The sequence below is a fragment of the Thioalkalivibrio denitrificans genome (assembly GCF_002000365.1).
In the GTDB taxonomy this organism is placed as follows: Bacteria; Pseudomonadota; Gammaproteobacteria; order Ectothiorhodospirales; family Ectothiorhodospiraceae; genus Thioalkalivibrio_A; species Thioalkalivibrio_A denitrificans.
This window is the reverse complement of sequence record NZ_MVBK01000008.1, coordinates 24,080-35,771: the sequence shown is the minus strand read 5'-3', so window position 1 is coordinate 35,771 and position 11,692 is coordinate 24,080. Positions and strand designations below refer to the sequence as shown.

The following is an 11,692-nucleotide window of genomic DNA, read 5'->3' as shown; positions in this document are numbered from 1 at the left end:
CCCACGCTTTACCTGTGAACGACCTGTTGGGGTAACACAGTTAGCCCGCCTTCAGCCCCAGATTGTTCCAGATGGCCAGGGTCGCCTTGGACTGGTTCATGGTGTAGAAGTGCAGGCCGGGTGCGCCGGCATCGAGCAGCTGTTCGCACAGCCGCGTCACCACCTCCTCGCCGAAGGCGCGAATGGAGGCCATGTCCTCGCCGTAGCCTTCAAGGCGCTTGCGGATCCATCGGGGGATGTCCGCCCCGCAGGCATCGGAAAAGCGCGCCAGCTGGGTGTAATTGGTGATGGGCATGATGCCCGGGACGATGGGCAGAGTCACATCCATTTTCTCGCAGCAGTCCACGAAGTGGTAATAGGCCTCGGCGTTATAGAAGTACTGGGTGATGGCCGAGTCCGCACCGGCTTCCACCTTGCGTTTGAAGTTCTCCAGGTCCTTCTGGTAACTGGGCGCCTGCGGGTGCATCTCGGGGTAGGCGGCCACCTCGATGAAGAAGTGATCCCCGGTCTCCTCGCGGATGAAGGCCACCAGTTCGTTGGCATAGCGCAATTCGCCGGGGTCACCGCGCATACCCGAGGGCATGTCGCCGCGCAGGGCGACGATGTGGCGGATATCGTTCCGGCGGTACAGCTCCAGGATCTCGCGAACGTGTTCGCGCGTGGAGCCGATGCACGACAGGTGCGGCGCCGCCTCGAAGCGGGCGTCGCGCTGAATCTCCAGCACCGTGTCCAGGGTGCGCGTCTGTGTTGACCCGCCGGCCCCGTAGGTGACGGAGAAGAACTTGGGCTTGAGTGTCGCAAGTGCCTCGCGGGCCTTGCGCAGTTTCTCCGCCCCTTCGTCCGATTTGGGGGGGAAGAACTCAAAGCTGAAAACTTTCTCGTGTGCTCTTTGTGATTTCATGATGTCGAAGGTACAAGGGCAAAGGTAAAAAGGGAAAGGAAAAAACCAAGGGGCAAGGTACAGGGAGTAGCCCCCTTGTACCTTGCCCCTTGTACCTTGTACCTGCCTCTAATACCGGTAGTGTTCCGGCTTGAACGGGCCTTCCGCCGGCAGGCCGAGGTACTTCGCCTGCTCCTCGGTCAGACGGGTCAGCTGGGCGCCCAGCTTCTTCAGGTGCAGGGCGGCCACCTTCTCGTCCAGGTGCTTGGGCAGCACGTAAACCTCGTTCTTGTAACGGTCGCCGTGGCAGAACAGCTCGATCTGCGCCATCACCTGGTTGGTGAAGGAGTTGGACATCACGAAGCTGGGATGGCCCGTGCCGCAGCCCAGGTTCACCAGGCGTCCCTTGGCCAGCATGATGATGCGCTTGCCGTCGGGGAAGATCACGTGGTCCACCTGGGGCTTGATGTTCTCCCAGGTCAGCTTGCCGAGGCTGGCCACGTCGATTTCGGAGTCGAAGTGCCCGATGTTGCACACGATGGCCTGGTCCTTCATGCGGGCCATGTGATCGTAGGTGATAACGTCCTTGTTGCCCGTGGCCGTGACGAAGATGTCAGCCTTGTCGGCGGCCTCTTCCATGGTCACCACACGATATCCCTCCATGGCGGCCTGCAGGGCGCAGATGGGGTCGATCTCGGTGATCCACACGCTGGCGCCGAGGCCGCGCAGCGACTGCGCGCTGCCTTTGCCCACGTCGCCATAGCCGCACACCACGGCGACCTTGCCGGCCACCATCACGTCGGTGGCGCGCTTGATGGCGTCCACGAGGGACTCGCGGCAGCCGTAGAGGTTGTCGAACTTGGACTTGGTGACCGAGTCGTTCACGTTGATGGCCGGGAAGGGCAGGGTGCCTTCCTTCTGCATCTGGTAGAGACGATGCACACCGGTCGTGGTCTCCTCGGTGACACCCTTGAGATTCTTCTTGATGTTGGAATACCAGTCGGGCGAGGTCTCCAGACGCTTCCTGATCGAGGCAAACAGGGCCTGCTCCTCTTCATTGCCGGGGTTGTCCAGCACGGAGGGGTCCTTTTCGGCCTTGGCGCCCAGCATGACCAGCAGCGTGGCGTCGCCGCCATCGTCGAGGATCATGTTGGGGGTGCCGCCGTCGTGCCACTCGAAGATGCGATGGGCGTAATCCCAGTACTCGTCCAGGGTCTCGCCCTTGTAGGCGAACACCGGCGTTCCGTTGGCGGCGATGGCGGCCGCCGCGTGGTCCTGGGTGGAGAAGATGTTGCAGGAGGCCCAGCGCACCTCGGCACCCAACGCCTCCAGCGTCTGGATCAGCACCGCGGTCTGGATGGTCATGTGCAGGCTGCCGGCAATACGCGCGCCCTTGAGGGGCTTGTCCTTGGCAAACTCCTCGCGGGTGGCCATCAGGCCGGGCATTTCCGTCTCGGCGATGGCAATTTCCTTGCGGCCGAAGTCGGCCTGATCGATGTCGGCGACGATGTAGTCGCCCTTGCTCGGGTTCATCACAGCATTCATGGTGTCAATCTCCATGGTTGATGGATGAGCGCCGTTACTGCAGTTTGATGCTCCGTACCGAGCCTGACGGGGTCCCACCCCGCTGCAGCGCTCCTCGGCACGTCACAACCCGCGAACCTCACTGTCCGCGTTGGTGGCGAACCCTGACCATTGGTCCGGTCCGCCGGCATTTCTGGCAGGTGCCGTTGCCGGGTCCTGCCGGGCTTCCGGTTCGGTTCTGCAAATCAACGCGGAGGTCGCAGAGACGCAGAGAACGCGGAGAAAGCAAGAATCTTATATCAGGAATCTCCGCGTCCTCTGCGTCTCTGCGACCTCCGCGTCCAACTCCAATCTCAATCCAGCCCCGCCGCCGAGGCCAGGTCGGCGGCCTTGTCGGTGCGTTCCCAGGGGAGGTCCAGGTCCTCGCGGCCGAAGTGGCCGTAGGCGGCCGTGGGCTGGTAGCGCGGGCGCAGCAGGTCCAGCATGGTGATGATGCCCCAGGGGCGCAGGTCGAAGTGCTCCCGGATCAGCTCGACGATGCGCCGGTCGGAGATCTTGCCGGTGCCGAAAGTGTCGATGCTGATGGACGTGGGCCGCGCCACGCCGATGGCGTAGGAGACCTGGATCTCGCAGCGGTCGGCAAGCCCGGCCGCCACCACATTCTTGGCCACGTAGCGCCCGGCGTAGGCCGCCGAGCGGTCCACCTTGGAGGGATCCTTGCCGGAGAAGGCCCCGCCGCCGTGGCGGGCCATGCCGCCGTAGGTGTCCACGATGATCTTGCGCCCCGTGAGGCCGCAGTCGCCCACCGGACCGCCGATGACGAACTTGCCCGTCGGGTTGATATGAATGTTCTCGTCCGGGCAGGCGGCCAGCCAGTCGCCGGGCAGCACCGGCTTGATGATCATGTCCATCACCGCGTCGCGCAGGTCGGCCTGGGAGATCTCCGGGTCGTGCTGGGTGGAGAGCACCACGGCATCGATGCCCACGGGCTCGCCGTCCTCGTAGCGGAACGTCACCTGGCTCTTGGCGTCGGGGCGCAGCCAGGACAGCTCGCCGTGCTTGCGCACTTCGGCCTGTCGGCGCACCAGCTTGTGGGCATAGAAGATGGGTGCGGGCATCAGCGATTCGGTCTCGTTGCTGGCGTAGCCGAACATCAGCCCCTGGTCGCCGGCGCCCTGGCTCTCCCTATTCTCGGCGTCGCGGTCGACGCCCTGCGCGATGTCGGGGGACTGCTTGCCGATGGCGTTGAGCACGGCACAGCTGTGTCCGTCGAACCCCGTGTCGCAGTTGTCGTATCCGATGTCCACGACCACCTTGCGCACCAGGGCCTCGTAGTCGAGAGTGGCGTGGGTGGTGATCTCCCCCGCCAGCACCACCATGCCGGTCTTCACCAGGGTCTCGCAGGCCACCCGGCCGTGGGGATCCTCGGCGATCACGGCGTCGACAATCGCGTCGGAGATCTGGTCGGCCATCTTGTCTGGATGGCCCTCGGAGACGGACTCGGATGTGAACAAGTGGCTGTTTTTCATACAGCTTCCATGGTTTTCGGGGTTGCGGGGGCTGCCGGGTGCGGGCAGCCGTCCGGCAACGAAAGAGCGGGAATTGTAGCGGATTTCCCGTATACCCACCAATCGACCCCCTCCCAAAAGGGAGGGGTGGGGACCCCGTTCCGAGGCGCCTTGCCGGGAGTATTGCGCCTTATAAACCATTGTATTGGTGATGAAAAGGCCGGAAACGGCCGGTGTCCGGGTCGTCTGCGCCGGGTCCGGGGTCGGTGCATGCAGTCTTGCCCCGCCAGATGCACTCGGGGAAAATGCTCCGCTCTTAGCCTTCCTGTGGGTCCGGTAGGCGCCCTCACTTCGGTGGCGCATGGCTTTGGCGAGACCGTTCCCCGGAAGCCGGAATTGAATCGCGGACCCCTGTGAGGCCCGTAACAACGGGCGCCCGGCCGGATACGTACCGGCAGCCAGAAGAACGACAATCCGGGCGGCCTGTTTCCCAGGCAGGGATTATTCGATTTCTAAAGGAAATCAATTCAGGAGAACCTTATGTCTTCCCGTAGAGAACTTGCCAACGCCATTCGCGCGCTGAGTATGGACGCGGTCCAGAAGGCGAACTCCGGTCACCCCGGGGCGCCCATGGGCATGGCCGACATTGCCGAGGTGCTTTGGAACGACTACATGAAGCACAACCCGGCCAACCCCAAGTGGGCCGATCGCGATCGCTTCGTCATGTCCAACGGCCACGGCTCCATGCTGGTGTACTCGCTGCTGCATCTTACGGGCTACGACCTGCCCATGGAGGAGCTCAAGAACTTCCGCCAGCTCCATTCCAAGACCCCGGGCCATCCGGAATTCGGCTACACACCGGGGGTGGAGACCACCACCGGCCCCCTGGGCCAGGGCGTCACCAATGCCGTGGGCATGGCCATCGCAGAGAAGGCGCTCGCCGCCCAGTTCAACCGCGACGGCCACGACGTGGTCGATCACTATACGTATGTGTTCCTCGGCGACGGCTGCCTGATGGAAGGCATCTCCCACGAGGCCTGCTCGCTGGCCGGCACCCTGGGGCTCGGCAAGCTGATTGCGTTTTATGACGACAACGGCATCTCCATCGACGGTGAGGTGGAGGGCTGGTTCACCGACGACACCCCGAAGCGTTTCGAGGCCTACGGCTGGCACGTGGTGGCGGGCGTGGACGGCCACGACGCCGACGCGGTGAAGAAGGCCATCGAGGAAGCCCGCTCCGTCGCGGACAGGCCCACCATCATCTGCTGCAAGACCGTCATCGGCTGGGGCGCGCCCAACAAGCAGGGCAAGGAAGAGTGCCACGGTGCGCCGCTGGGCGACGACGAGATCAAGCTGGTTCGGGAGACCATCGGCTGGAAGCACGATCCCTTCGTGATCCCCGACGACATCTACGCGGGGTGGAACGCCCGGGACAAGGGGGCCAAGGCGGAGGACGCCTGGAACAAGCGCTTCGCCGAGTACCAGAAGGCCCATCCGGAACTGGCGGCCGAGTTCAGGCGCCGCATGGACGGCCAGCTGCCCGCCGACTGGCAGGAGAAGGCTGCCGCCTACATCAAGCAGACCGTGGAGAAGGCCGAGAAGGTGGCCTCCCGCAAGGCCTCGCAGAACGCCATCGGCGGTTATGCGCCCGCACTGCCGGAACTGCTGGGCGGCTCCGCGGACCTGGCCGGCTCCAACCTGACGCTCTGGAAGGGCTCCAAGGGCATCAGCCGGGAGGACGCCGACGGCAACTACCTCTTCTACGGCGTGCGTGAGTTCGGCATGGCCGCCATCATGAACGGCGTCGCCCTGCATGGCGGCTTCATTCCCTACGGCGGCACCTTCCTGATCTTCACCGACTACGCCCGCAATGGCATCCGCATGTCGGCGCTGACCAAGCAGCGCGTGATCTACGTGCTCACCCACGACTCCATCGGTCTGGGCGAGGACGGCCCCACGCACCAGCCCATCGAGCAGGTGAGCAGCCTGCGCATCATTCCCAACATGTCCCTGTGGCGTCCCTGCGACGCCGTGGAGACGGCCGTGGCCTGGAAGGCCGGTATCGAGCGTACCGCCGGTCCCACCTCGCTGATCCTCTCGCGCCAGGGCCTGCCCCACCAGGAGCGCAGCGCCGAGCAGGTGGCCAGCATAGCCCGCGGCGGCTACATCCTGCGCGACACCGACGGCACGCCGGACGCGATCATCATCGCCACCGGCTCCGAGGTGGCCATCGCCATGCAGGCCGCCGAGTCGCTGTCCGACAAGGGCCGCAAGGTGCGCGTGGTGTCCATGCCCAGCACCGACGTCTTCGACGCCCAGGACGACGCCTACCGCGAGGCGGTTCTGCCGCCGACCGTGCGTGCCCGCGTTGCCGTGGAGGCGGGGGTCACCGGCTTCTGGCTCAAGTACGTGGGTCTGGACGGGCGCGTGGTGGGCATCGACCGCTTCGGCGAGTCGGCCCCCGGCGATGCCCTCATGAAGGAATTCGGGTTCACCGCGGACAACGTGGCCAGGGCCGTGGAAGAAGTACTGGCCTGATCCCATCGCGGGGACGGCCGCGGAAGGCCGCCCCGGATTTTTTTACACACTACTGCGAAGAGTAGGGAGAGTGAGACATGACGATTAAAGTCGGTATCAACGGTTTCGGCCGCATCGGGCGCATGGCCTTTCGCGCCATCAGCAAGGAATTCCCGGAGATCGAGGTGGTTGCCATCAACGACCTTCTGGATCCCGATTACCTGGCCTACATGCTCAAGTACGACTCCGTGCACGGCCGCTTTGACGGAGAGATCGCCGTCGAGGGCAGCAACCTGGTGGTGAAGGGCAAGAAGATCCGCCTGACCGCCGAGCGCGATCCCGCCAATCTCAAGTGGAACGAGGCCGGCGCCGAGGTGGTGATCGAGTCCACCGGTTTCTTCCTCAGTGAAGACGTGGCCAGCAAGCACATCGAGGCCGGCGCCAAGAAGGTGGTGATGTCCGCCCCCTCCAAGGACGCCACCCCCATGTTCGTGTACGGCGTGAACCACGACTCCTACAAGGGGCAGGCCATCATCTCCGCCGCCTCCTGCACCACCAACGCCCTGGCACCGGTGGCCAAGGTGCTGCATGACAACTTCGGCATCAAGCGCGGCCTGATGAGCACCGTGCACGCCGCCACCGCGACCCAGAAGACCGTGGACGGCCCCTCTGCGAAGGACTGGCGCGGCGGGCGCGGCATCCTGGAGAACATCATCCCGTCCTCCACCGGCGCCGCCAAGGCCGTGGGCAAGGTGCTGCCCGATCTCAACGGCAAGCTCACCGGCATGGCCTTCCGCGTGCCCACCTCCGACGTGTCCGTGGTGGACCTGACCGTGGAGCTGAACAAGGAAGCCTCCTACGAGGACATCTGCAAGGCCATGAAGGCCGCTTCGGAAAGCGGCCCCCTGAAGGGCGTGCTGGCCTATACCGACGAGAAGGTGGTCTCCACCGACTTCCGTGGTCAGAACATGCCGTCCATCTTCGATGCCGAGGCCGGTATCGCGCTGGATCCCACCTTCGTGAAGGTGGTGGCCTGGTACGACAACGAGTACGGCTACACCTGCAACATGCTCCGCGTCGTGGAGCACATCGGCAAGTAAGTCGTTAGGGAACCGGGGTCCCGCACCTGAGCGGGACCCCGACCTTCCGGATTCTGGAGAGATGTTCGTCAAGCCCGCGGGGGCTTGCCAAACGTCTTTCGCAACCTCAAAAGTCTCTGTACAGGAGTGAAGTCATGTCCGTCATCAAGATGACCGACCTGGACCTGGCCGGCAAGCGCGTGCTCATCCGTGAAGACCTCAACGTCCCCGTCAAGGACGGCAAGGTCACCTCCGATGCCCGCATCCGGGCCAGTCTCCCCACCATCGAGCACGCCATGAAGGCGGGCGCGAAGGTGATGCTCATGTCCCACCTGGGCCGCCCCGAGGAGGGCGTGTTCAGCGAAGAGAATTCCCTCAAGCCCGTGGCCGATCATCTCGCCGGTCTGCTGGGCAGTGACGTGCGCCTGGTGCGTGATTATCTCGACGGCGTGGATGTGGCCGAGGGCGAGGTGGTCATGCTCGAGAACGTGCGTTTCAACAAGGGCGAAAAGAAGAACGACGAGGCCCTGTCGCGCAAGTACGCGGCGCTCTGCGATGTGTACGTGATGGACGCCTTCGGCACCGCTCACCGGGCCCAGGCATCGACCCACGGGGCCGGCCAGTATGCCCCCACCGCCTGCGCAGGCCCGCTGCTAGCCGCCGAGCTGGAGGCCCTGGGCAAGGCCCTGGACAACCCCAGACGTCCGCTGGTGGCCATCGTCGGCGGCTCCAAGGTTTCCACCAAGCTCACCGTGCTGGAATCGCTCTCCAAGGTGGTGGATCAGCTCATCGTGGGCGGCGGCATTGCCAACACGTTCATCGCAGCCCAGGGTCACCCCGTGGGCAAGTCCCTCTACGAGGCTGACCTGGTGGACGAGGCCAAGCGCCTGATGGCGGCCGCCAAGGAAAAGGGCGGCGATATCCCCGTGCCCACCGACGTGGTGACGGGCAAGGAGTTTTCCGAATCCACACCGGCCGACACCAAGGCGGTGGCCAACGTGTCCGACGACGACATGATCTTCGACGTGGGCCCCGATACCGCGGCCTCCTACGCGTCCCTGCTCAGGCAGGCGGGCACCATCGTCTGGAACGGTCCCGTGGGCGTGTTCGAGTTCGACCAGTTCGCGGCCGGTACGAAGGCGCTGGGCGAGGCCATTGCCGAGAGCGATGCATTCTCCATCGCCGGCGGCGGCGACACCCTGGCCGCCATCGACAAGTACGGTCTGGCGGAGCGCATCTCCTATATCTCCACAGGCGGCGGCGCGTTCCTTGAATTCCTGGAAGGCAAGAAGCTGCCGGCGGTGGCCATGCTGGAAGAACGCGCCAAGGGCTGAGGTCCGGTCACACGGATCCGTCCGGGCCCTGGTGTCGTGCCCCGACACTAGCCCGGCCTGTCCCGGGACATGGAAACAACTGCATGCGAAGAACAAAGATCGTAGCCACCCTGGGCCCGGCGACCGATGGACCGGGCGTGCTGGAGAACCTGGTGCGGGCCGGCATGGACGTGGCGCGCATCAACTTCTCCCACGGGCGGCCCGAGGACCATCGCCGGCGCGTCGAGGCGTTGCGGGCAGTGTCCGAGAGCGCTGGCCGCGTGATCGGCGTGCTGGGCGACCTGCAGGGGCCCAAGATCCGCATTGCCCGGTTTGCAGAGGGGGAGGTGGAGCTCGGCGAGGGTGATGCGTTCGTGCTGGACGCGGCCCTGGACGAGGACGCCGGTGACCGGGAGCGTGTCGGGCTCACCTACAAGGAACTCCCCGACGACGTCCATGCCGGCGACACCCTGCTGCTGGACGACGGGCGCGTGGTGCTGTCGGTGGAGCGGGTGGAAGGTCCGGCGATTCACACCCGCGTCAGCGTGGGCGGCGCCCTGTCCAACAACAAGGGCATCAACCGTCTGGGCGGTGGTCTCTCCGCGCCGGCGATCACCGAGAAGGACCGTGACGACATCCGCCTGGCCGCGGAACTGGCCGTGGATTACCTGGCCGTCTCGTTTCCCCGTTCGGCGGACGATGTGCACCTGGCCCGTGAACTGCTGCGAGAGGCCGGTGGACACGCGGCGGTGTGCGCCAAGGTGGAGCGCACCGAAGCGCTGGAGGCCATCGAGGAGATCATCATGGCCTCCGACGCCATCATGATCGCCCGGGGCGATCTGGGCGTGGAGATCGGCGATGCCGAATTGCCCGGTGTGCAGAAGACGCTGATCAACCGCGCCCGCACCCTGAACCGGGTGGTGATCACAGCGACCCAGATGATGGAGTCCATGATCCAGAACCAGATCCCGACCCGCGCCGAGGTCTTCGACGTGGCCAATGCCGTGCTGGACGGCACCGACGCCGTGATGCTCTCGGGCGAGACCGCCACGGGACGTTACCCGGTGAAGGTGGTGGCCGCCATGGGTCGCATCTGCGAGGCGGCAGAGCGTCAGCGCAGCGCGCGCGTCTCTCACCATCGCATGGACACCCGCTTCGAGCGCGTGGATGAGGCCATCGCCATGGCCACCATGTACACTGCCAACCACCTCGACGTGCGTGCTATCGCGGCCCTGACCGAATCAGGCTCCACGGCGCTGTGGATGTCGCGCATCAGCTCGGGCATTCCCATCTACGGATTGACCCGTCACGAGCACACGCGTAGAAGACTCACCCTCTACCGGGGCGTTTATCCCGTGGCCTTCGAGGCGGTGCAGACGAGTCATGCCCAGACCAACCGGCAGGTGGTGGATCTGTTGATCAGGGAAGGCATCGTCAGGGATGGCGATCTGGTCATCATCACCAAGGGCGACCTGGCCGGTGTCATGGGCGGCACCAATGCCCTGAAGATCGTACGGGTGGGTGACCTGCTGGAAGACGGAGCCTGAGGAGGGTTCCCCGCTGTCCGCTCCGTGGACTCAGCGTCTATAATCGACAGCCGGAATTTGAAACGGACACAATCGCAAGGCGTAAAACGCAACACAATAGGAGGTCTGTATGGCCCTGATATCACTGAGACAACTGCTGGATCATGCCGCTGAGCACGGCTACGGCATGCCGGCGTACAACGCCAACAACATGGAACAGGTGCACGCGGTCATGCAGGCCGCCGACGAAGTGGATGCGCCGGTGATCATCCAGGCCTCGGCCGGGGCCCGCAAGTATGCGGGCGAGCCCTTCCTGCGCCACCTGATCATCGCCGCCGTGGAGCAGTATCCGCACATCCCCATCGTGCTGCACCAGGACCATGGTGCCGAGCCGGCGGTGTGCTTCCGCTCCATCCAGTCCGGCTTCACCTCCGTGATGATGGACGGCTCCCTGATGCCCGATATGAAGACCCCGTCCACCTATGACTACAACGTGGACGTGACTGCCAAGGTCTCCGAAATGGCACACGCGCTGGGCGTGTCCGTGGAAGGGGAGCTGGGTTGCCTGGGCAGCCTGGAGACAGGCATGGCCGGCGAAGAGGACGGATCGGGTGCCGAGGGCGTGCTGGACCACTCCCAGCTGCTCACCGACCCTGACGAGGCCGCCGACTTCGTGAAGAAGACCGCAGTGGACGCACTGGCCATTGCCATCGGCACCTCCCACGGCGCCTACAAGTTCACCCGTCCGCCCACCGGCGACATCCTGGCCATCCAGCGCATCAAGGAGATCCACGCCCGCATCCCCAACACGCACCTGGTGATGCACGGCTCCTCCTCGGTGCCGCAGGACTGGCTGGAGATCATCAACAGCCACGGCGGCGACATGGGTCAGACCTACGGCGTGCCGGTCGAGGAGATCCAGGAAGGCATCAAGCACGGCGTGCGCAAGGTCAACATCGACACCGACCTGCGCATGGCCTCCACCGGCGCCATCCGCAAGTTCCTGGCGGAGCATCCCAAGGAGTTCGACCCGCGCAAGTTCCTCAAGGCCTCCACCGCGGCCATGAAGGACATCTGCAAGGCCCGCTATGAAGCCTTCGGCTGCGCCGGCATGGCCTCCAAGATCAAGCCGATGTCCCTCGAGGAAATGACCGCCCGCTACAAGAGCGGCGAGCTGGATCCGAAGGTCAACTGAGACCCGCGGCCACGGCTGCAGACCTAAGGCACAGGGGTTCGCTCCTGTGCCTTTTTTGTGGTTTGTCAGTTGTCAGTCGTCAGTTGTTGAAACCCCCTTGACACCCCCCCTGCCAGGTCCAAACTCCTGTACTGACAACTGACAACTGAC

8 protein-coding genes and 1 riboswitch are annotated in these 11,692 nt (G+C 64.7%); of the genes, 5 read left to right on the top strand and 3 right to left on the bottom strand.

Going from position 1 to position 11,692, the window contains the following annotated elements; translation table 11 throughout:
- Positions 1 to 40: 40 nt before the first annotated feature.
- From metF to metK, 3 genes are all read right to left on the bottom strand, one after another.
- Positions 41 to 901: a methylenetetrahydrofolate reductase [NAD(P)H] gene (metF, locus tag B1C78_RS01620; protein ID WP_077277394.1), complete on the bottom strand. Its 861-nt coding sequence runs from the start codon at positions 899 to 901 to the stop codon at positions 41 to 43.
- A 108-nt stretch (positions 902 to 1,009) separates the two neighbouring features.
- Entirely contained in the window at positions 1,010 to 2,425 is a 1,416-nt protein-coding gene (gene ahcY / locus B1C78_RS01615; RefSeq protein ID WP_077277442.1) for an adenosylhomocysteinase, read from the bottom strand.
- 19 nt (positions 2,426 to 2,444) lie between these two features.
- Positions 2,445 to 2,527, bottom strand: a riboswitch (S-adenosyl-L-homocysteine riboswitch).
- A 230-nt stretch (positions 2,528 to 2,757) separates the two neighbouring features.
- Entirely contained in the window at positions 2,758 to 3,933 is a 1,176-nt protein-coding gene (gene metK / locus B1C78_RS01610) for a methionine adenosyltransferase (RefSeq protein ID WP_077277393.1), read from the bottom strand.
- Between the two features lie 519 nt (positions 3,934 to 4,452).
- Between metK and tkt the strand changes: the two genes are divergently transcribed.
- The 5 genes from tkt (at position 4,453) to fba (ending at position 11,542) form a co-directional block, all read left to right on the top strand.
- Entirely contained in the window at positions 4,453 to 6,450 is a 1,998-nt protein-coding gene (gene tkt, locus B1C78_RS01605; protein WP_077277392.1) for a transketolase, read from the top strand.
- Positions 6,451 to 6,527: 77 nt separating this feature from the next.
- Positions 6,528 to 7,529 carry a type I glyceraldehyde-3-phosphate dehydrogenase gene (gene gap / locus B1C78_RS01600; RefSeq protein WP_077277391.1) on the top strand — a complete coding sequence of 334 codons (1,002 nt, stop codon included), beginning with the start codon at positions 6,528 to 6,530 and terminating at the stop codon, positions 7,527 to 7,529.
- A gap of 134 nt (positions 7,530 to 7,663) precedes the next feature.
- Positions 7,664 to 8,842: a phosphoglycerate kinase gene (locus B1C78_RS01595; RefSeq protein WP_077277390.1), complete on the top strand. Its 1,179-nt coding sequence runs from the start codon at positions 7,664 to 7,666 to the stop codon at positions 8,840 to 8,842.
- An 83-nt stretch (positions 8,843 to 8,925) separates the two neighbouring features.
- The gene (gene pyk / locus B1C78_RS01590) at positions 8,926 to 10,368 is read left to right on the top strand and encodes a pyruvate kinase (protein WP_077277389.1); all 1,443 of its coding nucleotides are present in this window, start codon (positions 8,926 to 8,928) and stop codon (positions 10,366 to 10,368) included.
- A 109-nt stretch (positions 10,369 to 10,477) separates the two neighbouring features.
- Positions 10,478 to 11,542, top strand: coding sequence for a class II fructose-bisphosphate aldolase (gene fba, locus B1C78_RS01585; protein ID WP_077277388.1), 1,065 nt, complete (start codon positions 10,478 to 10,480; stop codon positions 11,540 to 11,542).
- The last annotated feature ends 150 nt before the right edge of the window (positions 11,543 to 11,692 follow it).

What these genes read in the sequence shown, in the direction of transcription:
- metF (WP_077277394.1), bottom strand. Translation starts at nt 901, where the DNA reads ATGAAATCACAAAGAGCACACGAGAAAGTTTTCAGCTTTGAGTTCTTC.
- ahcY (WP_077277442.1), bottom strand. Translation starts at nt 2,425, where the DNA reads ATGAATGCTGTGATGAACCCGAGCAAGGGCGACTACATCGTCGCCGAC.
- metK (WP_077277393.1), bottom strand. Translation starts at nt 3,933, where the DNA reads ATGAAAAACAGCCACTTGTTCACATCCGAGTCCGTCTCCGAGGGCCAT.
- tkt (WP_077277392.1), top strand. Translation starts at nt 4,453, where the DNA reads ATGTCTTCCCGTAGAGAACTTGCCAACGCCATTCGCGCGCTGAGTATG.
- gap (WP_077277391.1), top strand. Translation starts at nt 6,528, where the DNA reads ATGACGATTAAAGTCGGTATCAACGGTTTCGGCCGCATCGGGCGCATG.
- B1C78_RS01595 (WP_077277390.1), top strand. Translation starts at nt 7,664, where the DNA reads ATGTCCGTCATCAAGATGACCGACCTGGACCTGGCCGGCAAGCGCGTG.
- pyk (WP_077277389.1), top strand. Translation starts at nt 8,926, where the DNA reads ATGCGAAGAACAAAGATCGTAGCCACCCTGGGCCCGGCGACCGATGGA.
- fba (WP_077277388.1), top strand. Translation starts at nt 10,478, where the DNA reads ATGGCCCTGATATCACTGAGACAACTGCTGGATCATGCCGCTGAGCAC.